Genomic DNA, 22,595 nt, shown 5'->3' with positions numbered 1-22,595 from the left:
AACAGGTGATTTATGGGGTGTGATTTCGTCGAGCTGGCCGTTTCGGGGGTAAGGTCGTTGAGCCCTTATTTGCCGGGTAAACCGATAGAGGAGCTGGCAAGAGAGCAGGGTCTGGATGAAGCGGATATAGTCAAGCTGGCCAGTAATGAGAATCCATTGGGGCCGGCACCTTCTTCGCTGGCTTCAATTAAGCGACAACTGTCAGATATTGCCCGTTATCCGGATGGTAACCTGTTTAATCTGCGTCAGGCTTTGAGTCAGAAATTGCAGGTTCTGCCGGAGCAGATAACGTTCGGCAATGGTTCCAATGACGTACTGGTGCTGCTGGCGCAGTCATGGTTAAAACCTGGAGTGTCGGCTGTTTTCTCGGAATATGCGTTTGTCGTTTATCCGATTGCTGTGAAGGCAGCCGGTGCCGAAAGTATTGTTGTGCCAGCCAGAAACTGGGGGCATGATCTGGAAGCGATGGCTGATGCGGTTCGGGAAGATACCCGCATGATCTTTCTGGCCAATCCTAACAATCCGACAGGAACCGCTTTTTCCCGGGATGAGCTGGTGTGTTTTCTGGACAAGGTGCGTAACGATATTATCGTTGTTCTGGATGAAGCGTATTTTGAATATGTGCAGGATGAAAAACATCCTGACGGTATCGCTCTCTTGAACCAATACCCCAATCTGGTGGTGACGCGAACCTTTTCTAAAGCCTATGGCCTTGCGGGTAGTCGAGTCGGTTATTCCGTATCCAGTAAGAATATTGCCAGCGTGCTAAATAAGCTACGACAGCCGTTTAATGTGAATAATCTGGGTGAGGCGGCAGCGGTTGCTGTTCTGGAAGATGAGGACTACCTGGCTCGCTCCCGGTCATTGAACTCTGAAGGGCTGGAAAAGGTAGCTACTGGTCTTCAGGATCAGGGCTTTGCCTACATACCTTCTAAAGGAAACTTTATTACTTTTGATACCGGTGGCGATGCCATGGTGGTTTATCAGAAGTTGTTGGAGAAAGGGGTGATTGTTCGCCCTGTTGCCAATTATGGAATGCTGCGGCATTTAAGGGTGTCCATAGGTCTGCCGGAAGAAAATGATCGTTTTCTGCAAGCATTGGCTGAAGTAAAAGAAGCGGTAATCTAGTGGATAATTGGACGTTGAAGGACAAGAGCATTAATGTTCTGGTGTTGGGGCTGGGTCTTATTGGCGGTTCTTTTGCAGCAGCGTTAAAGGCAAAAAGAGTGTGTAATGAGGTGGCGGGTTTTGATCGTCACCGGGACTCTGTTGATATCGCTGTTGAAACCGGATTGATTGACTCTCCCTGTTATGACCTTCAGGAGGGTGTGAGCCGTGCAGATGTGATTATGCTGGCGGTTCCGATGCTGGCCATGCCGGCAGTGCTCAGGCAGCTGCTGGCGGTGCCTCTTGAAGATAAGGTCATTACCGATGTTGGAAGTTGCAAAGGTTCCCTGGTTGAATCTGCACGACAACTGTTTGGTGAAGTGCCTGCAAGTCTGGTTCCGGGGCATCCGATTGCCGGTTCTGAAAAAAGTGGTGTCACGGCTGCGCAGGTTGATCTGTTTAAAGGTCATAAAGTCATACTGACACCGCTTCCGCACACGAATGCTCATGCAATCGGTCTGGTTAAATCGCTGTGGCAGCAGTGTGGGGCGCACGTCGATACCATGGCTGTGGCTCACCATGATGAAGTGTTGGCCTTGACCAGTCATTTGCCGCACTTTCTGGCTTTCTCTCTGGTCGATACGCTGGCAGGGAACCGGGAGAATCAGGAAATATTTCGTTACGCTGCCGGAGGTTTTCGGGATTTTACCCGGATTGCCGGCAGTGACCCGACTATGTGGCATGATATTGCCCTGGGTAACCGGGATGCCGTGTTGCAGGCGCTGGATCGTTTTACAGAAGGTCTTGAAGGGCTTCGGAACGCCATTATTAATAAAGACAGCCAACGCATGCTGGGTATTTTTGAACGGGCATCCACTGCTCGGCGACACTTTACCAGCCTGTTGGAAAGAAGAGCCTATATGACCACGCTGAGTGACTCTAAAACTATGAATGAAGTACAGCAAACCTTTGTTGCCCAGCCGGGTGGTAAAGTCTCTGGTGAACTGCGAGTTCCCGGTGATAAATCGGTTTCCCATCGTTCTATTATGCTGGGGGCCCTCGCTGAGGGCGAAACCGTTGTGGATGGCTTTCTGGAAGGCGAGGATGCCATGGCCACGTTGCAGGCCTTTCGTGACATGGGGGTGGATATTGAAGGTCCGCACGATGGACGGGTTACCATTCATGGCGTCGGTATGCACGGTCTGCAGCAACCTCCGGGGCCTCTCTATCTGGGCAATGCCGGAACAGCCATGCGTCTGATGTCCGGACTGATGGCTGCGCAATCGTTTGATGTCACCCTGACGGGCGATACCTCCTTGTCGGGTCGGCCCATGAATCGTGTGGTTAAACCTCTGTTGGAAATGGGCGCTGCCATTGAAACGTCAGAAGGTGGTCGTCCGCCTCTGGTGATTAAAGGTGGTCAAAAACTGTCCGGCATTCACTATGATTTGCCGGTAGCTTCCGCACAGGTGCAGTCCTGCCTGCTGCTGGCCGGACTGTATGCGGAAGGTGAAACGTCTACGGTTGCTCCGGGAATTGTGCGTGATCATACGAATCGAATGTTGTCCGGGTTCGGGTATCCTGTTGCCGTTGATGGTGACCGGGTATCTGTTTGCGGGGGCGGTAAGCTGACCGCTACCAAAATTGATGTGCCCGCTGATATCTCATCCGCTGCGTTTTTTATGGTGGCAGCCAGTATCGCGGAAGGTTCGGATCTGCTGTTGCCTCATGTGGGTATTAATCCGACCCGAACCGGCGTGCTGGATATTCTGCGTCTTATGGGTGCGGACATTAGTCTGTCGAATGAGAAGCTGGTGGGTGGTGAACCGGTTGCCGATATTCGTGTGCGCTACGCGCCGCTAAAAGGGATTGAAATTCCCGAGCACCTTGTGCCTCTGGCTATTGACGAGTTTCCAGTGTTGTTTGTTGCAGCAGCCTGTGCCGGGGGTGAGACCATTCTGCGCGGTGCTGAAGAGTTGCGCGTCAAGGAAAGCGACCGGATACAGGCAATGGCCGATGGTTTGCAGGCTCTGGGTATTGATGCCGAGGCTCTGCCGGATGGTATGATTGTCAAAGGTGGCAAACCTTTTGCGGCAGGAACCGTAGAAAGCCATGGAGATCATCGAATTGCCATGGCGTTTGCGGTAGCGTCGCTGCAGGCGCAAGGTGTTATCCGCATCAAGGATTGCGCTAATGTAGCGACTTCGTTCCCGAATTTTGTCAGGCTGGCCAGTCATGTCGGCCTGAAATTATCTGTTGAAGGACAAGACGAGTGAGTAACTCTGATAACCCTGAGCTGGACATGCAGTCTTCTGGCAGAGGTGCTGAACCTCAGGTGTACAGAACGAATGCGCCCGTTGTGACCATTGATGGTCCCAGCGGGTCCGGTAAAGGTACAGTAGCAGCCCTTCTGGCAAAAGAGCTGGGCTGGCATTTGTTGGACAGTGGTGCTTTGTACCGACTGACCGCTCTGGCTGCTATTAATCATGGTGTTGATTTTGCTGACGAAGCTTCTCTGGAAGTGTTGGCGGGGCACCTTGATGTGCAGTTTGAGCCGGGTCAGGACGGGGAAGGTATGACCATTATTCTCGAAGGGGAAAAGGTCGGAGCCAACCTGCGCACTGAGGAAGTCGGTGCAAAGGCATCGAAAGTGGCAACACAGCCCAAGGTTCGCGCGGCACTGTTGATGCGTCAGCGAGATTTTGCCCATGCGCCGGGTCTGGTGGCTGATGGTCGTGATATGGGAACGGTTGTGTTCCCGGCTGCGAACTTCAAGGTCTATCTCACGGCCAGTGCCGAAGAGCGGGCAAAACGCCGACAAAACCAGTTGCAACTGAAAGGAATTGATGCTAGTTTTGATCAGCTTTTAGCTGACATTCAGGCGCGGGACGAGCGCGATATGAATCGCGAAGTGGCTCCGCTCAAACCGGCTGACGATGCCCTGCAACTGGACAGCACCCGTCTGACCATTCAGGAAGTATTTAGTCGTATACTGGATGGTATGCGACAGAAAGGTCTTATCTGATTGACCGGTATCCGAAGCTCTGAGCTGACGTGCCCGGTGGTTCAATCCTGAATCAGCATGAGAGAATAATAAACAGGCTGTCTGGCAGTGTCAGGCAGCCTGTTATTTTTAAAGTACAGATGATCGGTTGTTGTCTGTATTAATCCAAAGAGTCCGGAATTGGCTGAATGCCAGTGTTTCCAGCTCCGGACTGAATGAAACTAACCCACACTGACTGGCGGTGTGGCCGGCAGGTAGAACAACATCCCGCCCCGGGGGTGCTCTGACTACACTGTCGAATTGATAGGAATGACCATGAGCGAAAGCTTTGCTGATCTGTTTGAAGAAAGCCTGCAAGAAATCGAAATGAAGCCGGGCGCTATTGTTAGCGGCCAGGTAATCGATATCGACAACGACTGGGTGACTGTACACGCTGGTCTGAAGTCTGAAGGCGTTATCCCTAAAGCTCAGTTCCTGAACGAACAGGGCGAACTGACCATCGCTGTTGGCGATGAAGTTCAGGTTGCTCTGGACGCTGTTGAAGATGGTTTCGGTGAAACTCGTCTGTCTCGTGAAAAAGCCAAGCGTATGGAAGCTTGGGGCGAGCTGGAAAAAGCCTTCGAAGCTGAAGAAATTGTTAAAGGTGTTATCTCCGGTAAAGTCAAAGGCGGCTTCACTGTTGACGTTAACACTATCCGTGCGTTCCTGCCTGGTTCTCTGGTTGACGTTCGTCCAGTACGTGACACTGCTCACCTGGAAGGCAAAGAGCTGGAATTCAAGGTAATCAAGCTGGACCAGAAGCGCAACAACGTTGTTGTTTCCCGTCGTTCCGTACTGGAAGCTGAAAACAGCGCTGAGCGTGAAGAGCTGCTGGGCACTCTGCAGGAAGGTCTGGAAGTTAAGGGTATCGTTAAGAACCTGACCGACTACGGCGCGTTCGTAGATCTGGGTGGTGTTGACGGCCTGCTGCACATCACTGACATGGCCTGGAAGCGCATCAAGCATCCTAGCGAAATCGTTAATGTTGGTGACGAGATCAACGTTAAGGTTCTGAAGTTCGACCGTGAGCGCAACCGCGTATCTCTGGGTCTGAAGCAGCTGGGTGAAGATCCATGGGTAGCTATCACTAACCGCTTCCCGGAAGGCACCCGTGCTTCCGGTCGCGTAACCAACCTGACTGACTACGGCTGCTTCGTTGAGCTGGAAGAAGGTGTTGAAGGTCTGGTACACGTTTCCGAAATGGACTGGACCAACAAGAACATCCACCCATCCAAGGTTGTTGCTCTGGGTGACGAAGTTGAAGTTCAGGTTCTGGACATCGACGAAGAGCGTCGTCGTATCTCTCTGGGTATCAAGCAGTGCAAGACCAACCCATGGGAAGACTTCTCCGGTTCCTTCAACAAGGGCGACAAGCTGGCTGGTAAGATCAAGTCTATCACTGACTTCGGTATCTTCATCGGTCTGGACGGTGGTATCGACGGTCTGGTTCACCTGTCTGACATCTCCTGGAACGAAGCGGGTGAAGAAGCTGTTCGTCAGTACCGTAAGGGCGACGAAGTTGAAGCGGTTATCCTGGCTATCGACGCTGAGCGTGAGCGTATCTCCCTGGGTATCAAGCAGCTGTCTGAAGATCCGTTCAACGCCTTCGCTGGTCTGAACGAGAAGGGCTCTATCGTTAAGGGTGTTATCAAGGAAGTAACCGCTAAGGCTGCTACCGTTGAGCTGGCAGAAGACGTTCTGGCTACTCTGAAAGCTTCCGAAATCAGCCGTGACCGCGTTGAAGACGCGACTAACGTCCTGAAGGAAGGCGAAGAAGTAGAAGCTCGCATCATCAGCATCGATCGTAAGAACCGTAACATCAGCCTGTCCATCAAAGCGAAGGACGAAGCTGACGATAAAGCGGCTATCAAGGAACTGCGTAACACTGCTCCTGAAGCTGCCGGTCCTACCACTATCGGTGACCTGATCAAAGCCCAGATGGAAAACAAGTAAGATCCAGAATCTGACTGTTAAGCCATAAAGCTTGAAAAAAAACCGCAGGGTAAACCTGCGGTTTTTTTTCGTCTGATGAAAATGCGAAGCCATGCCGCTGGGAGACTATTTTCGGCAGGCTTATCAATAGCTTGCTTGATTTCTTGATTTGGGTTAGCTAGGGTAGGAATCGTCTGTACTGGCTTCATGCCCTAAGTCGATCGCGGGTAAATCACAACAGAACTGAGATAGGTTGGTATTTACGCGTTTCAATGGTTGACGGGCTTTGGAATTTAATAAGCACCTACCAAATGAAATTGGAATTTCTGTCCGATCAGTCAGGTAGCAGGATTTCGTTTGGTGAGTACTTTCCATCAGGGAGTGGCAGGGGAAAGGAACCATGGCAATGACCCGGTCTGAATTGATTGAGCGGCTTGCAGAGCAGCAACAACAGCTGTCTGTAAAAGATGTTGAGCTGGCTATCAAAGCAATAATAGAACAAATGTCACAATCACTGGCCAATGGAGAACGCGTTGAAATTCGCGGTTTTGGCAGTTTTTCACTTCACTACCGGGCGCCGAGAATCGGCAGAAACCCGAAAACCGGGGAGTCTGTTTCTCTGGCTGGAAAATACGTCCCGCATTTTAAGCCTGGCAAGGAGATGCGTGACAGGGTGAATAATTCCGTCTAACCGTTTTTTCACCGGCATGACAAGAGTAAACTGGCTGGCCTCGGAGCCGGTCAATTAATCTGGAGTTTGTTGTTACTATGGTTTCAGTGCTGGGAGCTTGGCTGAAGCGTCTACTGGTTTTAATTCTGCTGGTTTTTTTGTTGGTCGTTCTGGTCAACTTTGTGATCAGCAATCCGCAGCTGGTTGGATTTCAATTGGCTGGTATGCAATTGCCTGAACTTAAAGCCTCGACAGCCGTTATTTTTGCCTTCATCGTCGGTGGCATGTGTGGCTTGCTGGCGTCTTTCGTAGCGATTGGTAAGCTGCGGCTGGCTAATGCCAGTTTTCAGCGCAAACTGGCTCGTCGGGATGCAGAGCTGCAGAAGTTGAGAGCAAACGCCCTAAAGGGACTGAGTTAATGCCTGATGTTGCACTGCTGGCTCTGATTGTAGTGGCCATGCTGGCAGGTTATCTGTTGGGGCGACGAGACCTTCGGAAAAAAAACGAATCCCGATCCTCAGGTCAACCTCTGTCTAAAGAGTATTTCGTTGGCCTTAACTACCTGTTAAATGAGCAGACCGATGAGGCCATTGAGACATTCATCAAGGCTCTGGATCTGAATAACGATACCGTCGATACTTATCTGGCGTTAGGCAGTTTGTTTGCCCGGCGTGGTGAGGTTGAGAAATCTATACGCGTGCATCAGGATCTTCTCGCCAGACCCAGTCTTACGGCTTCACAGTCGCTTCGGGTGCAGCTGGAGCTGGCAAAAGATTTTATGCAGGCCGGTTTGCTGGACCGGGCTGAAGCTATGTTGTCGGAGATGGTCAGAAACCACCATGAGTATCGTTCTGAGGCCCTGCAGCAACTGCTGAAAATTTACGAGCAGGAGCGGGAGTGGTCGAAAGCTGTTGCTATCGGGGAAGAACTACGAAAATCCGGTGGAGACCAGTACGCAGTGGATCTGGCGCACTTCTACTGCGAAGGTGCACAGATTTGTATTGATCGTAATGATCGTGTCTCTGCCCGAAAAGCGATCAGGCAGGCTTTCACACGGGACAGGAACTGTGTCAGGGCTTCATTGTTGCTGGCAAGAATGGAGTTTGACGACGCCCGTTATCGCGATTGCATCAAGGCGCTGGAAAAAGTGGCTTTGCAGAAAAGTCGATACGTTCCGTTAACGCTTGATTTGCTTGAGCAGGCTTATAATCGCTTAGGTAATGTACGCGGTTTTACAGCCTATCTTGGACGTTGTCTCAATGAAAGACCGGGGGCAGCTGTTATTCTTGCGATGACCCGGGTTCTGGCCAGTGATCGTGGTGATGAGCAGGCACTGAAGTTTCTGACGGATCAGTTAAGAAAGCATCCTTCTCTGAAAGGGTTGAATGCCCTGATGAATCTGCAACTTAGAAATCCTGCAGTCGGGAGTCTGGAAAGTATTCGTCTGCTGAAAGAGATGACCGATAAAATGCTTGAGTTAAAGCCGGTATATCAGTGCAGTTCCTGTGGTTTTTCTGGTAAAGAAATGCATTGGATGTGTCCTGGTTGTCATTCGTGGGGAGCAATTGCACCCGTTCAGGGGATTGAGGGGGAGTGAAATTTTGCATCGTTCCGCAAATTAATCTAAACCTTAAATAAGAACTTGATCAAAGAGTTCGTTTATTTTCTGGCTGATAACGGAGTAAAAGCTATGAAGAAGACCATCACTGCAATTGCTACCTCTCTGATTTTTACCTTTTCTATCCCGGCTTTTGCCGAACCATCAACTTCCCATAATAAAGTGAATGTTAATCAGGCTACAGCCGAGCAGCTTAATGAGTCTCTGTCCGGAGTGGGCCCTAAAATTGCGATGGAAATCGTAAATCATAGGGAAACTCATGGTCCTTACAAGACAATGGAGTGTCTTGATGAAGTGAAATATGTAGGCTCTTCGTTGCTGGAAAAAAATAAAGATAAAATTTCATTCAAATGATTGCGTAATTAGTAAAATTAATTTTGATTGTTTTATTCGGCGCCATGACTGTAATCAGCATGGCGTTTTTTTGTTGACCAGAGATTCGTTCGTGGATTGCTCTTGTTTATGCTGATGGCTTGCGAAGCCGACAGTATTGATGAATAACAAGGATGGAGTGTTCAAATGAAACCCGTCACCATGGTCATTGTTGGAGCAGGCAGTCGCGGCAAGGCGTATGCCAATTACGCGTTGAATTACCCGGAACAGCTGAAAATAGTGGCGATAGCTGAACCAAGGACAGGGCAGAGGGAACAGTTTGTCAGGCAGCATGGAATAGAAAATGAAATGGTGTTTCCTGATTGGCAGTCGCTATTGAAGCATAAAAAGCTGGCTGACAGCGCAGTCATCTGTACGCAGGATGATATGCATAAGGCGCCTGCTGTGGCGTTGGCGAATAAAGGTTATCACCTGCTTCTGGAAAAGCCCATGTCGCCGGACTTTGAGGAATGTCAGGCGATCGTCGAGGCCGTAAAAAAGAATAACGTATTGCTGAGTGTTTGCCATGTGCTTCGTTACACTCAATACACCATGCAGTTAAAGGCATTGCTGGATGACGGTGTTATCGGAGAAGTTTACTCTATCCAGCATCTTGAGCCAGTGGGTTACTGGCATCAGGCTCATGCTTTTGTCAGAGGAAGCTGGGGAAATGAAGCGAACAGCAGTCCGATGTTAATGTCCAAAGCCTGCCATGATCTTGACTGGTTAAGATATCTGGCTGGAAAGCCCTGTCGGCAGGTTTCTTCCTTTGGCCGATTGAGTCATTTTCGTCCGGAACAGAAACCCGCTGGTAGCAGCGACCGGTGCCTTGATTGTCAATTGTCTGAGTCCTGTCCTTACTCAGCCCAAAATATTTATCTTGTTAACGTTTATAAGCCCCGTGATGAAGACAATACGACTGAACAGTTCTTTGCAGAAGATGAAGCTTTTGTGAAGCAGTGGCCATGGGATGTGCTGACTCCCGACCCTTCCTACGAGACTATTGTTGAAGCCCTGCGAACCGGTCCTTATGGTCGATGTGTCTATGCCTGCGATAATGATGTGGTTGATCATCAGGTGGTTAATATGGAATTTGAAGGCGGTATGACCGCTTCTTTTACGATGACTGCTTTTACCCCGCTCAGTGATCGTAAAACCAGCGTATTTGGTAGTCATGGAAGAATAGAAGGCGATGGAAAAGTATTGCGCTGTTACGATTTTCTTTCACGCACGGAAACGGTTTATGACACTCATGCTTTTTCAGACAGCTCTGCAGCAGGTGGCCATGCAGGAGGGGATAACGAATTGGTGAAAGCATTTGTTTCAGCGGTTGCCAGTAATAATCCTGATCTCATTCTGAGTGGACCGGATGAAACACTGGAAAGTCATCAGATGGTTTTTGCGGCAGAGAAAGCACGCAGGGAAAATTGTGTGATTCGTTTATCAAATGATGACACTGCATAAGCTGAAGGATAACCGGTAGCCCGGTTATCCTCTCAGGGGAATAACAAAGACACTGAACTGGTGAGTTAAGTAAAATCGTTATTATTGGTTGAAACGGCGATTGTTATTCTGGTTATTGTTGTTATGGCGTCCACCATTTCTTTCAGTCGCAAAATTAACCCGCATGTTACGACCATTTAATTCTTTACCGTCCATGCTGAGAGCAGAGTCGGCTGAATCTTTTTCAGCAAATGTGACGAAAGCAAAACCACGGGAGCGGCCTGTTTCCCGGTCAATAATGACACGGATTTCATCAATTTCTCCAAATTGCTCAAAAGCAATCTGCAAATCATTTTCATTCGCGCTGAAAGGCAGGTTACCTACAAACAGTTTGTTCTGTTGCATGGTAAGAAGGTCTCCAATAATGACGTTTTTAAACTCGACCATTTGCCTTAGAAACATCGAACGTCATCAGGATTACGTCGTTCTGGGGCATCAGTAAGTCAGAGTGTTATTTAAAATAACCCTGGCAGTCTTTTGCTCAGGACTAAATGACCTGTTTACTGATGAGATCAGTTCGCAGATCCAATAACGCACCATAGCAGGGCTCTAGTGAGTTCTACCCTAAACCGTCCGGGTATGACACCAGATTATAACCTGTAGTACTTATGTCAAGGGTGTGAACAATTGTTGACTCTCATTAAAAGAGAGCCAACCATGACAATTGATTAAGTGATTTTATGTTTTTTATTGTTTTTCAATGGATTACAGTCAGGCCGGTGATTATTTAAGCCCTTGGTGTAATTGCAGGAACTTCTGACGCAGGTCAATTAGTGTTTGCAGCGGCAACCAACAAAGTGAATCTGCTCATTTTCAAGTACCAGTTTGCCTTTGGCGAGAAAAAGCTCAACCAGCTGATCAGCGCTGAGACCTTCGGCTGAACAAGTATGAAAACGGCTCTCAGTACCAAAATGCTGACTGATAGCGGTTAAAAGTTCGTCTATATTGACGGGTTGATTATGTTCACGGATAAGATTAAGAACGTTGTGACCGTGGATGGAATCTTGCATTTTCGGTTCCTGATAAATAGCACGACAAACGGGTTAACATACCGCCGACCTAGAAATAAAACATAAGTACTAATACGTGCCTTTGCCGGATGTTCTATGCTCAATGTTTTTCGGTGTGTTGCCCGGAGCCGCGAACTGCCATGAAAGTAAGTATGAGAATGACCGGTAACCGACAGCCTGGCCTGATAGGCAGAGCTTTTATAGTGTCAGTCTGGGTTATGTTACTTGTAGGGTGTGATCGTCCGGTGGTACAAGATAACGGTGCTACCGAGGAGGTGCAGAGTATGAACGTCAGCGAGACAACTGAACCTGTCGTTAAACGCTATCCGGATAATATTAATCGCAGCGATCGGGTTAAAGGTGCAATTTTTGGCTATCTGGCCGGTGATGCGCTGGGTCTCGGAACCCACTGGTACTACAATCTCAACGAGTTGCGAAACGACTTTGGTGACTGGATTGATCATTATCAGGACCCCAAGCTGAAAGGCAGCCACAGCTTTGCAGACATCAGCCGTTATCGCCATGAACAGGGAGTGAGGGCAGGTGATATCTCCCAAACAGGACAATTATTTACACTCCTGCTGGAGTCTGTCGTCGCAACGGCGCAATACAACGAGGCTGATTTTCACCACAGACTGGACGGATTCTTCAAAACACTTTCAGGTGAATCATTTTCTGGTCGCTACACGGAATCCATCATCAGGCACATGATCAAACGACGGAATGAAGGAATCAGCTGGGAAGATCGTAAACTGGCTTCAGACTCGGATACTTCCGACGGGGCGCAACTCGCGGTCGTTCTTGCGCTGTTTTACGATGATCCGGAAACCCTGGCTGTTGAAGCCGATAACCTGATGCAGCCATTCTTTGAAAGTGATTTTATTCGAAGTAATCAGGTGGTTTACGCCCTGACCCTGCAAGCCATTATGAAAGGTGTGCAGCTTGAAGAGCTTCGGGAATATCTTTACAAACAGCTGAAAAATCCTGTCATTCGCTCCTTAATCGGTGGTTTTGATAACGTTCATACCGTTGTCAATGGTGCCATTGCCTGGCAGCCGGACGTCGTTCGAATTGAACCGGCATTGCATGTCAGCCAGGTGTATGGCATGGATTGTCAGTTAACTCACCTGCTGCCTGCTGCTTATTATCTGATGCACCGGTTCCCGAATAACTATGAACAAGGTGTACTGTCGGCCGTTAATGGTGGCGGTAATAATATGGCACGAGCGGCTCTGACGGGGGCTCTGCTGGGTGCGATGAATGGTATTCAGGGGATTCCGGAACGTTTTGTGAAAGATCTGAATAATTCGGACTTTTATATGCGACTGGCAGAAAAGCTGGTTTCACTGCCTTGAATTGATTGTACAGGCAAAGCTTGATTCCGTTTTCATTGACCTGTTGGATAGCAACGGGTCAATGCCTCGTGTTATCGTTTAATGTAAGTACTCAACCATACGGAATCGAAGATTTCTGGCTTATTGGGCAGGTGCTCTGCAAGGCGTAACGGCGGGAGCATAGCAAGCTATGTGACCAGAGTTGCAACGCAGTCAGAGTGCCTGAACAATGAGTCAGAAAATATGATTTCGTATGGTTGAGTACTTACACATAAACAGTCCCTGTTGCCGGGACCCTTGCGAGGCTATTTTTTAATAGACTGGGAATGTCTGAGAATTCGAGCAAAAAACGCAGTACTACGGAACGATCACAACCGGCAAAAATAAAGAAAAAGTTTGTGAAATCATCCATTCGCGAGTCGCTGAATGACGCCCTTGCTTTGCGTCTTCGGGAAGCTGGCATGCTGGTACTTCTGGTGATGGCCGGGTTTCTGACTGCCGCGCTACTTACTTATACTTCGTCTGATCCAGGCTGGAGTTTTGCAGGCTCTGACGCTGATGTTGTCAATGCGGCAGGCTCGGTAGGGGCTTGGTTTGCCGACGTTCTGTTTTCCCTGTTTGGGCTGTTTGCCTGGATGATTCCATTGGTGTTGTTTGGCAAAGTGGCACTGGTTATTCGCTATCGGTACGAAACCTGGCAGTGGAGCCCCAGCCTGTTCGCAGTGCGTTTTTTTGGTATGGTGCTGGCATTGTGCTCGGGTGCAGCACTGGCCGGATTGTATTTTCCGGAATTGTTCAGCTTACCGTCGTCTACCGGTGGGATTGTTGGTCATATTATTCTGCAACAGTTTTTGCCGGTGTTTAATGCAGTTGGCAGTAGCCTGTTGTTGCTGGCGGTGTTTATTACCGGTCTGACGCTTTATACCGATATTTCCTGGTTTCGGGTGATTGATCTTATAGGAAGACTGGTGATCTGGACGTTAACAAGTTGTCTGAGTTATGGACGACGTTGGGCAATCATTGCCTATAACCAGCTGCGTAATGCTCTGGATCATTGGAAAGACCGGCGCGCAGAAGCCAAAGCCCGCAAGATTCAGGAAAAAGAGCAAGCCAAAATTGAAGATGAAGACAAAATAGAACCGGTTCTTGAGCCTGTTGCGCTGGGGTCGAAAGCATCGAAAGAACCGAAGGTCGAGATTCAGATAAAACCTCAGCCTGCCGTCATCGTAGAAAATCACCCTCGTAAAGAACGTCAGGAAGCCTTGTTTGAAGAATTGCCGGAAGGTCGATTCCCGACGGTGGGTTTGCTGGATGAAGTGGCTAACTCTAACGGGGGGATCAGCCAGGATGATCTGGATGCGGTATCCCGCTTACTGGAACTCAAACTGAAAGATTTCGGTGTGGATGCCGAAGTGGTGGCAGCGCATCCGGGACCGGTGATTACCCGTTATGAAATTCAACCGGCACCGGGTACCAAGGCCAGCAAAATCAGTAATCTGGCCAAAGATCTGGCTCGCTCTCTTGCTGTTATCAGTGTTCGGGTGGTGGAAGTCATTCCCGGTAAGTCCGTCATGGGCATTGAAATTCCCAATGACGACCGGGAGATTGTTTACTTTAGTGAGGTGGTTTCAGCCAAAGCTTTTGACCATGCCAAGTCTCCATTGTCACTGGCTTTAGGTCACGACATCAGCGGTCAGCCGGTGGTGGTGAACCTGGCTAAAATGCCGCACTTGCTGGTGGCCGGTACCACCGGTTCCGGTAAATCCGTGGGCGTCAATGCCATGATTCTGTCCATGCTGTTCAAAGCAGGGCCGGAAGATGTGCGGCTGATTATGATCGACCCGAAAATGCTGGAACTGTCTATTTATGACGGCATACCACACCTGCTGGCACCGGTTGTCACCGATATGAAAGAAGCCGCCAATTCCTTACGCTGGTGTGTGGCAGAAATGGAGCGGCGTTATAAGCTGATGGCGGCGCTCGGGGTTCGTAATATTGCAGGCTATAACCAGAAGGTTAAAGAAGCCAGAAGTCAGGGCGAGCCTCTGCGTGATCCGTTTTTTGAACCGTTATCGCTGGGTGGTGAAGCACCTCCCGAGCTCGAAACATTGCCGTTTATTGTGGTGGTCGTAGATGAATTTGCTGACATGATGATGATTGTTGGCAAAAAGGTGGAAGAGCTTATCGCCCGAATTGCCCAGAAGGCGAGGGCCGCAGGTATTCATCTGATTCTGGCCACCCAGCGGCCTTCTGTTGATGTGATTACCGGCCTGATCAAGGCTAACGTACCCACGCGAATCAGTTTTCAGGTGTCCAGTAAAATTGACTCCCGTACCATTATCGATCAGGGTGGCGCTGAACAGTTGCTGGGGCATGGCGATATGTTGTACCTGCCGCCGGGAACCAGTGTACCGATACGCGTGCACGGTGCTTTTGTCAGTGATGATGAAGTTCACAGAGTGGTAGCAGACTGGAAAAAACGCGGCTCCCCTGATTATATTGAAGACATTCTTAACGGTGTGGATGCGGGTTCATCGGATGGCAGTGCTTTTAGTGCCGGTCTGGATGGTGACAGTGAGCAAGATTCGTTATACGACGAAGCCGTGGCTTTTGTGACTGAAAGTCGGCGAGTGTCTATCTCTTCGGTTCAGCGTAAATTTAAAATCGGCTACAACCGTTCAGCCAATATTATTGAAGCGATGGAGCAGGCCGGTGTCATCAGTCCTGCCGGAAACAATGGTGGTCGGGAAGTCATTGCGCCGCCACCGGTAAAAAATTAACCGATTGTTGTTAGAGTTGTTATTACTACCTTTTATGTTGAAACATTTAAAAAACCTTGCCCTGTTTTCTGCCGTTCTGTGTTCCTCTGGTCTTGTGATGAATGCAGGTGCTGCACCTGTTAAACCAGTGACTGCCGCCGTTCAGGAAAATGATGCAAAAGCCGCTGAAAAACTGACTCGCAAACTTGAGAAAATTCGCACTATCTCGGCAAAGTTCAAGCAGGAGTCCATTGGTTCTGATGGACGTATTCGCGAAGAGTCAGGTTCCATGCAAATCAAACGTCCGGGCAAGTTTCGCTGGAATACTGCATCACCGTTTGAGCAGGAAGTAGTGGCTATTGATAAAAAAATCTGGATGGTGGATCGAGACCTGCATCAGGTCATTATTCAGGTTCAGGATGACCGTATGTCCAATACCCCGGCACAGTTGCTGAGTGGTGATGCCAAAGAGTTTCTGAAAGATTACCGGATCGGACTGTATCAGGATGATAAACAGGAACGATTTGCACTGACGCCTGATGGAAATTCTGACCTGTTTGAAAAACTGGATATTGTGTTTCGCAATGGCCTGTTGAACAGTATTGAACTGCGGGATTCATTGGGCGGTCGCCGTCGTGTAGAACTGAGCGATGTGAACTTTAATGGCATGATCAGTGACAGTGATTTCAGGGTAGAGATTCCCAAAGGCTATGATGTACTGGATCAAACCGCTAGTACTGAGCAATAGCATTGAGCAATAGCTACATTGGGCAATAGTTACTATGGCATCACTTTTTGATACTCCTGCTAACCATTCTACTCGTTTCGAGCCGCTGGCGGCTCGAATGAGACCAAGAAATCTGGATGAATACCTTGGGCAAGCACACATTCTTGCCCGTGGGAAGCCTCTGCGGGAAGCCCTTGAGCAGGGTGCGGTTCATTCTATGGTGTTCTGGGGACCACCGGGTGTTGGCAAAACGACACTGGCAAAATTAATTGCCGGTTTGTGTGATGCCCGTTTTGAAACGTTGTCTGCCGTATTGTCCGGCGTCAAAGATATCCGTGCAGCGGTTGATCGGGCAAGAGACGAACAGTTGATGCACAACCGAAAAACCATTCTGTTTGTGGACGAAGTGCATCGTTTCAATAAGTCACAGCAGGATGCATTTCTGCCCCATATTGAAGATGGCACCATCACCTTTATCGGAGCCACCACTGAGAACCCGTCATTTGAGTTAAATAATGCGCTTTTGTCCCGTGCCCGGGTCTATGTATTGCGTTCATTGCAGCCCGATGATCTCAAGCTTGTTATTCAGCAGGCACTGGAAGACGAGCGAGGACTGGCAGGCAGAAATATCACGCTGGAACCGGAGGCAGAGCAGGTTCTGATCCGCTATGCCGATGGAGATGCACGACGGGTTCTGAATATCCTGGAAGTGGCCGCTGATCTCAGTGATGACGGGGTTATACGTTCAGACAGCGTCACCGATATTCTTGCAGACAGTGGGCGTCGGTTTGATAAAGGCGGAGAAGCATTTTACGACCAGATTTCGGCGTTTCATAAGTCGGTTCGCGGCTCCAATCCTGATGCTGCGTTGTACTGGGCAGCACGAATGGTGGATGGCGGAGCTGACCCGTTGTACATCATTCGCCGTCTGGTGGCGATTGCCAGTGAAGATATTGGTAATGCTGACCCGAGGGCACTGGAAATAACCATGAACGCCTGGCAGGCCTTTGAGCGACTGGGTGCTCCGGAAGGCTTGCTGGCTCTGGCGCATGCTACCGTTTACTGTGCCTGTGCAGCCAAGAGCAATGCGGTTTATCTGGCCTGGAAAGCGGCATTGGATGATGTGCGCGGCAATCCATCCCATGAAGTGCCTCTGCATTTGCGCAATGCACCGACAAAACTGATGGGAGAGCTGGGTTATGGTGCTGAGTATCGCTATGCCCATGATGAGCCGGGAGCTTATGCGGCAGGGGAATGCTATTTTCCTGATGGGATGGAGCCAAGACATTACTACCAGCCAAACGACAGAGGGCTGGAAATAAAGATCAGGGACAAGCTGGCCTTTTTAAAAGATCTTGATGGCAAAAGTCCTGTTCAGAGACGCTAGGAGGCTGACTGGGAAGACTGGTTGGGGGGCTATTTCCAACCAGCGGAGTCTACTTTCAAAACGGTCTGGCAGAATCAGTTGTCTCTGCTCAACAGCTTTGTTCCAAAGACGTTTATGCCTATTAGCCCCAATGGTGCAGTAAATACAATGGCGAGAACCGCCAGTGCGAGAATCACTTCACCTTCTGGCAAGCCTGCGGCCAATGCAGCACCACCCAGTGCTGCCTGCACCGTTGCTTTGGGGCAGTAGGCAATGACGCAGAAAATCCGTTCTTTAAACGACAGATCAGAGAATTGTGTGGCAATTAATACACCAAGAGATCGGAATAACAGGCCTGCGGTAATGGCCAGCAGGCCGGTCAACCCTGCGCCCATAGCCACTTCAATATTAACGGACATCCCGATCAGTACAAACAGAATGATCTGGGCAAAAAACCAGATTTTACCCATTTGACTGGACAGTTCGACTGCACTGCTTTCAGCCCGTTCGAGAAGCAGAAAGCCGACAGTCATTACGCCCAGCAGGGCGGCACTTTCGATCATTTCTCCCAGTTCGACCATGACTACGGCAATCGTCAGAAGAATAAGCACCTTTTCAACCGTTGGCATTTTATAACGTTTGAACAGCCATGCCAGCAACAGACCTGTCACAATACCGGGCACCAGTCCGGTAATAATGGATACCGGGATGGCCAGTAATGCCGAGCTGACGCTGACACTCTGTTCAGCGGTGGCCAGCCCGAGACAGACCGAAAACAGGGTAATGGCAAAGACGTCGTCTACGGATGCTCCGGCAAGAACAATAGTGGGTACTGCGTTTTTTTGTCCATAGCCTTTTGACTGTAACTCTAACATGGAAGGTACCACCACGGCGGGGGATACCGCTGCCAGCATAAAACCGGTTAATCCGGCGACTGCCCAGTCAAATCCAAACAAGTAGTTCAGGATGACAGTGAGTGCAGCACCTTCAAAAATGCAGGGAATAAACGTCATCAGCAGTGCAGATAAGCCTGCCCGGTTCAATGTTGAACGGCTGATGCCAAGACCGGCTTTGAGCAATATGATGATCAGTGCCAGTGTTTTGAGAAAGCTTGAGCTTTCATCCAGTGATGCAGGCAGGCTATTGCCATAAAAATAGCCTATTGCCACTCCCACCAGAACCATGCCCAGTACAGCAGGTAGTTTGATGCGTTGTGTCAGTTTGCCAGCCGTCCAGCCGCCAAACAGAATCAGAAAAAAGAGAATACCGAGATTCATAAGGTCTCCGTGGTGTCAGTCGAAGACCGGGAAGGTACAGCTACAATGATCCTGTGCCATCCCCGGTCGGGAATCAATACACAGGAGTCATCAGCTGCCAAAGCTATGTGAATCAGCTATGGGAGCGGTTAGCAGGTGGAACTCCATCACCCTGAGCCATAAGGCTCTGAATGGATCGGATCATAGCACAAAAAGATCGCGTTTAATCATTAAGTTTATTGATTAACCGTTCCTGGCAAGACTGCGTTGAGCGATAGGCGGTTTAAGTTCAGATTGGGTACGGGATTCAAGAAACTCTTTAAATAACTGTTTCATGAGCTCTGTATCAATCAGCACCGCCTCTTCGTCAATACCTTCCCGAATAAGGCTTTTCTTCGGAGCAGGCCATGAGAATTCTTCTGACACATCGCCCCCCTTGCTTATTAAGCCAATCTGTTCGGCATGGGGAGGAGTATTGTAGCGACCTGCTGGAACAGTGATTTTTTCATCGCCCTGAACACTCTCAGGCATAAGCCAGCTGGTATTTGGGTTTGGACACTGTTGGTGTAGCCAATGGAAAAACTGATCAGTCATATGTTCAAAGGACGGATGATTAGATGGTTGATTTCTGATGTAAGCATGTTGGCCTTGCATACTGTTACTATCATCCAGATGGTTATCTTCCTGCATTCCAAATGACGCTCCCAGTGCTGTAGAAAAGGTTGATGAGGTCGCAGCCGTTCTAAAGGTTCTCAGGGTGTCTGTAGACTCGAGTTCACCCGGTCCAGGTGAAAACTCTGAACGACTCCGTTCCCAGAGCGAATAGGTGGTTTTCAGCTCTTTGAGCGTTGTTCTGTTCATATAAAACACTGCGGGTCTGGAAAGGTTGCCAGCACCTTCTACGGATTTTTTAAATGGGGGCTCTTCCAGTATCATTCTTGTGACGGAAAATCCTTTTCCTGTTGGTGTGTGTTGCCAGCCTGTATCGATAGTGGGCTTCGACAATAGTCTTTTAAGCTTTCCGGATTGCTTGTTTTTCGTTTGAACATTCTTTTCTGAAGTTGAGTCGGATGTACCTGTGGGCCATTCTGGTTGTTGAGTCAGCAATTGGTGGTAAAAGCCGTCTAACTGTTGTTTAGCCGAAGGGCTTTGCATCCTTTGTAGTAGATCAACGTAGGCCAATGGTTTGAATGAGTTTCCTGCGCTGTTCAGCCAGGCGTCAGCAAACTTGCTTAATGCTGACCCTGGGAAAAACGAATACTCCGAGACTTTTTTGACCCATAGCATCATGCTTTGGCTTCGTTGTTTCTGATCGCTACACAGTAATAGCGTGCTGTTGATCAACGAACAGTATTCAGTATTCTGTGCAAACAGTGAAGCGAATGGTTCAGTGGCGAGCTGGTTCATCACTTTTGTGAAGATAATGTTTTTCGTAAGTACTCAAAAGTTCCTACATTGACCACATGGCAGCCAGCATGAAACATATTCAACGACATTTGCCAGTCTTGGAAATTTACCAGTGCCGTTTAATGCGAAGCCTAGGGTCTGATTCCCCGCAGCTTGCTGCGATTCTGCGGCGTTAGCCGCAGCATGGGTTTGTGTCTACATTGGAGAGATGGCTAAAAGCAGTTTTATCCGAAAATCTCACAATGTAACTGTACTTATGTATCATTTAGTCTGCCCTGCAAAATATAGACGAGTAGTGTTCAGTGCAGATGTAGACGACACACTCGGTATTTGTCAACAAAGTTGTCGCCTCATCTTACGCAACTTCCTTTTGTTGACCAGTGATCGACCTGTCCGGATTCAACCAGACTTCACAGTCAAGATTCCAGTCTCTTGTTGAACGCTTTCCCCAACGCTCCGGATGACGCTGCTTTGCAAGTTCGTAAACCTCTTTACGATTATTTAGAAGCTCATTCGCTTCTCCCCTGTGTCTCTGGGCTGGTGTCAGAAATTTCAGCCCGCTGTGCTTATGCTCTTCGTTGTACCACTGAGTGAAGCCATGTACCCAGTTGCGTGCAGCTTCCAGATCTGCAAACGGACTTCGGGGGTAACCAGGCCGGTACTTCAATGTTCTGAATATAGCCTCAGAATATGGATTGTCATCACTGACCCGTGGGCGACTGAAAGAGGTCACCACGCCCAGACTTTGCAGCGTTGACAGCATCGTTCCGCCCTTCATTGCACTGCCATTATCAGAGTGTAAAACCAACGGTGACTCCATCGCCCCGATACCCCGTTTTATACAAGCTTTCGTGATCATTTCGGATGCATACTCAGCTGACTCAACTTCATGAACTTCCCAAGTGACAATCATACGGCTATAGATGTCTATCACGAGATACAGATAGTAGAACTGGCCCCTTACCGGAGACCTTAAATACGTGATATCCCAGGTCCACACCTGATTAGGGCCTGTTGCACAATAAGAGGTCGGCTTATGTCGGTTAGGTCTGGCAGCCTTCCCACGGTGATTCTGCTGGCCCGCTTCATGGAGCACTCGGTAAAATGTCCGCTCAGACGCAAGGTACTCACCTTCATCAGCCAGTGCAGGAACAATCTGACTGGGAGGAAGGCTCTTGAAACGCTCGCTGTTAGAGACATCTATGATCGCCTGTCGCTCAGCATCTGAAAGCTTATTCGCTGGTTCTGGCCTGTCGGCATTTTTTCGGTTGTCAGGTATCACTGTACCCTCCTGCGTCCATCGCTGAATGGTTCTTTCTGACAGCCCGATAACCTGACAAGCTTTTGATTGGCGAGCACCATCACTGACGGCATGCTCAATCAGTTTTACTGCGTTCTGTCGATCCGGAAGGGAAACTAATCGTCCTCTGGCTCCCCCCAGATCTCTTGGGCCTTTTTTGTGAGTACCAGCAAGGCAGCAGTCTCTGCTAACGCCTTGTCCTTGCGCTTGAGTTCGCGTTCCAGTTTTTTAATCGTTTGCTTGTCTTTTTCGTGTTCGTCAGACAGCTTTTTACGCTGACTCGACTGACTTTCAGGTTGTGCCGGGCTACGATTGATAAAGCCTTCTTTCCACTGTTGGATTTGTTCAGCAAACAGGCCTTTCTTACGACAGTATTCAGCCAGTTCAGCTTGATTTAATGCCGCTGTTTCAATGATGACAGCTAACTGATTTTCAGGTGTCCATAGGTCTGGATTTTTACCGTTGCCAGGCACGGGCACTCCTTGCGATAACGCTTTTTTTCGCCAACTGTATAGAGTCCAGTTAGAGATACCTGTTTCACGAACCAACTGCGATACAGGCGTATTATTAGGTGGCATCATCTTCTGAATGACGGACTGCTTCAACTCTTCTGAATAGCTGGCCATTGATTGCTCACTGACCGTCCCCTGTGAGATTTTTAAAAATCAGAAGAGGTGACAACTATGCTGACACAGGGGGGTTCATTGTGTGCCGAGCATGTCACACAGCTTGGGGGTGAAAGTCCCCTGTCCAGCCAGATGAGGGCGAAGGACTAGCGAAGCACAAGGTCTGTATCGCGAGGTGCAGGCTGAAGGCAGTGTGGAGCAAAACCGCGAGCCAACGAACAGAAATCAGATATGAGGCTGTTTGCGTGAGGACGAGTCAGCACTTGATGACGAAGTCCATACTCATCCGGACATTCAGGCAGTAGATCTGGTGGTTGTGCGGCGAAGGCGGTGTGACTTACCTCGGGAGGTCTGTGTGGTGTCTGATATTTCGGACTGAGGTCACCGTAAGGTGATTTGATCGCCATACAGAAGTCAGCAGACGGCATAGTAGCTGGCGCATGTCAGTGAAGGCCTGAACGGTACAGAGTGGTGAGTAGTTTCTGTTATTCGAAACACCGGACGCAGACAAATCCAGCAAACACTGGAACTCATACCAAGTGGTCACGGCGGAACCGGAGGCTGC

At 49.2% G+C, this 22,595-nt stretch carries 19 protein-coding genes, 1 pseudogene and 1 riboswitch; of the genes and pseudogenes, 14 read left to right on the top strand and 6 right to left on the bottom strand.

Annotation, left to right across the window (positions count from 1 at the left end):
- Positions 1-57: 57 nt before the first annotated feature.
- The 4 genes from hisC to rpsA all read left to right on the top strand — a co-directional run bounded on the left by hisC (position 58) and on the right by rpsA (position 6,103).
- Positions 58-1,128 (top strand): histidinol-phosphate transaminase, encoded by a 1,071-nt coding sequence (gene hisC / locus EZMO1_RS13820; protein WP_330217106.1) that lies wholly within the window; start codon positions 58-60, stop codon positions 1,126-1,128.
- Complete coding sequence (locus EZMO1_RS13815) at positions 1,128-3,383, top strand: bifunctional prephenate dehydrogenase/3-phosphoshikimate 1-carboxyvinyltransferase (protein ID WP_236631931.1); 2,256 nt, start codon at positions 1,128-1,130, stop codon at positions 3,381-3,383. Before hisC ends, EZMO1_RS13815 begins: the two co-directional genes overlap by 1 nt.
- Positions 3,384-3,409: 26 nt before the next feature.
- The gene (gene cmk / locus EZMO1_RS13810; RefSeq protein ID WP_051789519.1) at positions 3,410-4,132 is read left to right on the top strand and encodes a (d)CMP kinase; all 723 of its coding nucleotides are present in this window, start codon (positions 3,410-3,412) and stop codon (positions 4,130-4,132) included.
- Positions 4,133-4,426: 294 nt separating this feature from the next.
- Positions 4,427-6,103, top strand: coding sequence for a 30S ribosomal protein S1 (gene rpsA, locus EZMO1_RS13805; protein WP_034873480.1), 1,677 nt, complete (start codon positions 4,427-4,429; stop codon positions 6,101-6,103).
- A gap of 17 nt (positions 6,104-6,120) precedes the next feature.
- Here rpsA and EZMO1_RS27325 read toward each other — a convergent pair whose 3' ends face one another.
- Entirely contained in the window at positions 6,121-6,291 is a 171-nt protein-coding gene (locus EZMO1_RS27325; RefSeq protein WP_222842115.1) for a hypothetical protein, read from the bottom strand.
- A gap of 197 nt (positions 6,292-6,488) precedes the next feature.
- On the opposite strand from EZMO1_RS27325, the gene ihfB reads away from it, so the two are divergent.
- The 5 genes from ihfB to EZMO1_RS13780 all read left to right on the top strand — a co-directional run bounded on the left by ihfB (position 6,489) and on the right by EZMO1_RS13780 (position 10,206).
- Positions 6,489-6,773 carry an integration host factor subunit beta gene (ihfB, locus tag EZMO1_RS13800; RefSeq protein ID WP_034873481.1) on the top strand — a complete coding sequence of 95 codons (285 nt, stop codon included), beginning with the start codon at positions 6,489-6,491 and terminating at the stop codon, positions 6,771-6,773.
- 77 nt (positions 6,774-6,850) lie between these two features.
- Positions 6,851-7,171 carry a LapA family protein gene (locus EZMO1_RS13795; RefSeq protein WP_051789275.1) on the top strand — a complete coding sequence of 107 codons (321 nt, stop codon included), beginning with the start codon at positions 6,851-6,853 and terminating at the stop codon, positions 7,169-7,171.
- The gene (lapB, locus tag EZMO1_RS13790; protein ID WP_034872810.1) at positions 7,171-8,349 is read left to right on the top strand and encodes a lipopolysaccharide assembly protein LapB; all 1,179 of its coding nucleotides are present in this window, start codon (positions 7,171-7,173) and stop codon (positions 8,347-8,349) included. The genes EZMO1_RS13795 and lapB overlap by 1 nt, the downstream gene beginning before the upstream one ends.
- 93 nt (positions 8,350-8,442) lie before the next feature.
- Entirely contained in the window at positions 8,443-8,724 is a 282-nt protein-coding gene (locus EZMO1_RS13785) for a ComEA family DNA-binding protein (protein WP_034873483.1), read from the top strand.
- Positions 8,725-8,889: 165 nt separating this feature from the next.
- Positions 8,890-10,206, top strand: coding sequence for a Gfo/Idh/MocA family protein (locus EZMO1_RS13780; protein ID WP_034872812.1), 1,317 nt, complete (start codon positions 8,890-8,892; stop codon positions 10,204-10,206).
- A gap of 81 nt (positions 10,207-10,287) precedes the next feature.
- Here the strand turns inward: EZMO1_RS13780 and EZMO1_RS13775 are convergent, their stop codons facing one another.
- Positions 10,288-10,590, bottom strand: coding sequence for an RNA recognition motif domain-containing protein (locus tag EZMO1_RS13775; RefSeq protein ID WP_051789521.1), 303 nt, complete (start codon positions 10,588-10,590; stop codon positions 10,288-10,290).
- Positions 10,591-11,015: 425 nt separating this feature from the next.
- A complete protein-coding gene (locus EZMO1_RS13770; protein WP_034872814.1) occupies positions 11,016-11,255 on the bottom strand; it encodes a YecH family metal-binding protein in 240 nt (79 codons plus the stop codon).
- A gap of 203 nt (positions 11,256-11,458) precedes the next feature.
- Between EZMO1_RS13770 and EZMO1_RS13765 the strand changes: the two genes are divergently transcribed.
- The 4 genes from EZMO1_RS13765 to EZMO1_RS13750 all read left to right on the top strand — a co-directional run bounded on the left by EZMO1_RS13765 (position 11,459) and on the right by EZMO1_RS13750 (position 17,462).
- Positions 11,459-12,610, top strand: coding sequence for an ADP-ribosylglycohydrolase family protein (locus EZMO1_RS13765; RefSeq protein WP_222842114.1), 1,152 nt, complete (start codon positions 11,459-11,461; stop codon positions 12,608-12,610).
- A 377-nt stretch (positions 12,611-12,987) separates the two neighbouring features.
- Positions 12,988-15,369: a DNA translocase FtsK gene (locus EZMO1_RS13760; RefSeq protein ID WP_461781977.1), complete on the top strand. Its 2,382-nt coding sequence runs from the start codon at positions 12,988-12,990 to the stop codon at positions 15,367-15,369.
- Between the two features lie 34 nt (positions 15,370-15,403).
- Positions 15,404-16,096: an outer membrane lipoprotein periplasmic chaperone LolA gene (lolA, locus tag EZMO1_RS13755; RefSeq protein WP_051789278.1), complete on the top strand. Its 693-nt coding sequence runs from the start codon at positions 15,404-15,406 to the stop codon at positions 16,094-16,096.
- 34 nt (positions 16,097-16,130) lie between these two features.
- Positions 16,131-17,462 (top strand): replication-associated recombination protein A, encoded by a 1,332-nt coding sequence (locus tag EZMO1_RS13750; RefSeq protein WP_034872815.1) that lies wholly within the window; start codon positions 16,131-16,133, stop codon positions 17,460-17,462.
- A 74-nt stretch (positions 17,463-17,536) separates the two neighbouring features.
- Here EZMO1_RS13750 and EZMO1_RS13745 read toward each other — a convergent pair whose 3' ends face one another.
- Complete coding sequence (locus EZMO1_RS13745; RefSeq protein WP_034872816.1) at positions 17,537-18,718, bottom strand: cation:proton antiporter; 1,182 nt, start codon at positions 18,716-18,718, stop codon at positions 17,537-17,539.
- Between the two features lie 74 nt (positions 18,719-18,792).
- A riboswitch (Fluoride riboswitch) is annotated at positions 18,793-18,878 on the bottom strand.
- Positions 18,879-18,940: 62 nt separating this feature from the next.
- The gene (locus tag EZMO1_RS13740; RefSeq protein WP_152556998.1) at positions 18,941-19,702 is read right to left on the bottom strand and encodes a hypothetical protein; all 762 of its coding nucleotides are present in this window, start codon (positions 19,700-19,702) and stop codon (positions 18,941-18,943) included.
- Between the two features lie 610 nt (positions 19,703-20,312).
- On the opposite strand from EZMO1_RS13740, the pseudogene EZMO1_RS28175 reads away from it, so the two are divergent.
- Positions 20,313-20,429, top strand: a pseudogene (locus EZMO1_RS28175) (IS200/IS605 family transposase); the annotation flags it as partial.
- A 30-nt stretch (positions 20,430-20,459) separates the two neighbouring features.
- On the opposite strand, the gene EZMO1_RS13735 reads toward EZMO1_RS28175, so the two are convergent.
- Positions 20,460-22,030, bottom strand: a protein-coding gene (locus EZMO1_RS13735; RefSeq protein WP_145912601.1) for an IS3 family transposase whose coding sequence is annotated in 2 segments (ribosomal slippage) — positions 20,460-21,556 and positions 21,556-22,030 — 1,572 coding nt in all. Because the reading frame shifts where the segments join, the coding sequence is not laid out codon by codon here.
- Positions 22,031-22,595 lie beyond the last annotated feature (565 nt).

The sequence above is a fragment of the Endozoicomonas montiporae CL-33 genome (genome assembly GCF_001583435.1).
Classification (GTDB): Bacteria; Pseudomonadota; Gammaproteobacteria; order Pseudomonadales; family Endozoicomonadaceae; genus Endozoicomonas_A; species Endozoicomonas_A montiporae.
Note: the sequence above shows the minus strand (reverse complement) of the source record. Positions and strands in the feature narration are given on the sequence as shown.

What these genes read in the sequence shown, in the direction of transcription:
- EZMO1_RS13795 (WP_051789275.1), top strand. Translation starts at nt 6,851, where the DNA reads ATGGTTTCAGTGCTGGGAGCTTGGCTGAAGCGTCTACTGGTTTTAATT.
- lapB (WP_034872810.1), top strand. Translation starts at nt 7,171, where the DNA reads ATGCCTGATGTTGCACTGCTGGCTCTGATTGTAGTGGCCATGCTGGCA.
- EZMO1_RS13745 (WP_034872816.1), bottom strand. Translation starts at nt 18,718, where the DNA reads ATGAATCTCGGTATTCTCTTTTTTCTGATTCTGTTTGGCGGCTGGACG.
- EZMO1_RS13775 (WP_051789521.1), bottom strand. Translation starts at nt 10,590, where the DNA reads ATGCAACAGAACAAACTGTTTGTAGGTAACCTGCCTTTCAGCGCGAAT.
- ihfB (WP_034873481.1), top strand. Translation starts at nt 6,489, where the DNA reads ATGACCCGGTCTGAATTGATTGAGCGGCTTGCAGAGCAGCAACAACAG.
- lolA (WP_051789278.1), top strand. Translation starts at nt 15,404, where the DNA reads ATGTTGAAACATTTAAAAAACCTTGCCCTGTTTTCTGCCGTTCTGTGT.
- EZMO1_RS13785 (WP_034873483.1), top strand. Translation starts at nt 8,443, where the DNA reads ATGAAGAAGACCATCACTGCAATTGCTACCTCTCTGATTTTTACCTTT.
- EZMO1_RS13780 (WP_034872812.1), top strand. Translation starts at nt 8,890, where the DNA reads ATGAAACCCGTCACCATGGTCATTGTTGGAGCAGGCAGTCGCGGCAAG.
- rpsA (WP_034873480.1), top strand. Translation starts at nt 4,427, where the DNA reads ATGAGCGAAAGCTTTGCTGATCTGTTTGAAGAAAGCCTGCAAGAAATC.
- EZMO1_RS13750 (WP_034872815.1), top strand. Translation starts at nt 16,131, where the DNA reads ATGGCATCACTTTTTGATACTCCTGCTAACCATTCTACTCGTTTCGAG.
- cmk (WP_051789519.1), top strand. Translation starts at nt 3,410, where the DNA reads ATGCAGTCTTCTGGCAGAGGTGCTGAACCTCAGGTGTACAGAACGAAT.
- EZMO1_RS27325 (WP_222842115.1), bottom strand. Translation starts at nt 6,291, where the DNA reads ATGAAGCCAGTACAGACGATTCCTACCCTAGCTAACCCAAATCAAGAA.
- EZMO1_RS13770 (WP_034872814.1), bottom strand. Translation starts at nt 11,255, where the DNA reads ATGCAAGATTCCATCCACGGTCACAACGTTCTTAATCTTATCCGTGAA.